This is a genomic window from Streptococcus sp. 2106 (assembly GCF_013277315.1).
GTDB lineage: Bacteria > Bacillota > Bacilli > Lactobacillales > Streptococcaceae > Streptococcus > Streptococcus pseudopneumoniae.
On sequence record NZ_VMMS01000150.1, the window covers coordinates 1 to 514 of the forward strand.

The 514-nt window shown below is 37.2% G+C and carries 1 protein-coding gene; it reads left to right on the top strand.

Annotation, left to right across the window (positions count from 1 at the left end; translation table 11 throughout):
* Window positions 1–514, top strand: a 514-nt coding sequence (locus tag HT723_RS11995; RefSeq protein ID WP_172935216.1) for a tyrosine-type recombinase/integrase, incomplete at both ends; no start/stop codon positions are given.

Sequence of the window (514 nt, forward strand, 5' to 3'; positions counted from 1 at the left end):
GGAGACTACAAACTAGATAGGCTAACACCCCCAGTTATTCAAAAGCAAGTTAATCAATGGGCAAAAGAGTACAATCAACTAGGAAAAGGCTACCAAGAATATCCGCAACTTAACTCGCTAAATAAACGCATACTTAAATATGCCGTATCCTTGCAAGTTATCCCTTTTAATCCTGCCCATGATATTATCGTCCCACGTCGCAAACCAAAAGAAGGGCAAAAACTAAAATATCTGGATGATGATAACTTAAAAAAATTCTTAAATTATCTGGATCGGTTGCCTAATACTTACAAAAATTTCTACGATACGGTGCTATATAAGACGCTTTTAGCGACTGGTTTGCGCATTCGTGAATGTTTAGCCCTCAAATGGTCTGATATTGACTTACAAAACGGTACACTAGACGTAAATAAGACTCTAAACTGTGAAAAAGAAGTCACTACCCCTAAAACAAAATTAAGCGTTAGAATGATTGACTTGGATAATAAGACGGTACTCATGCTGCGGCTTTACA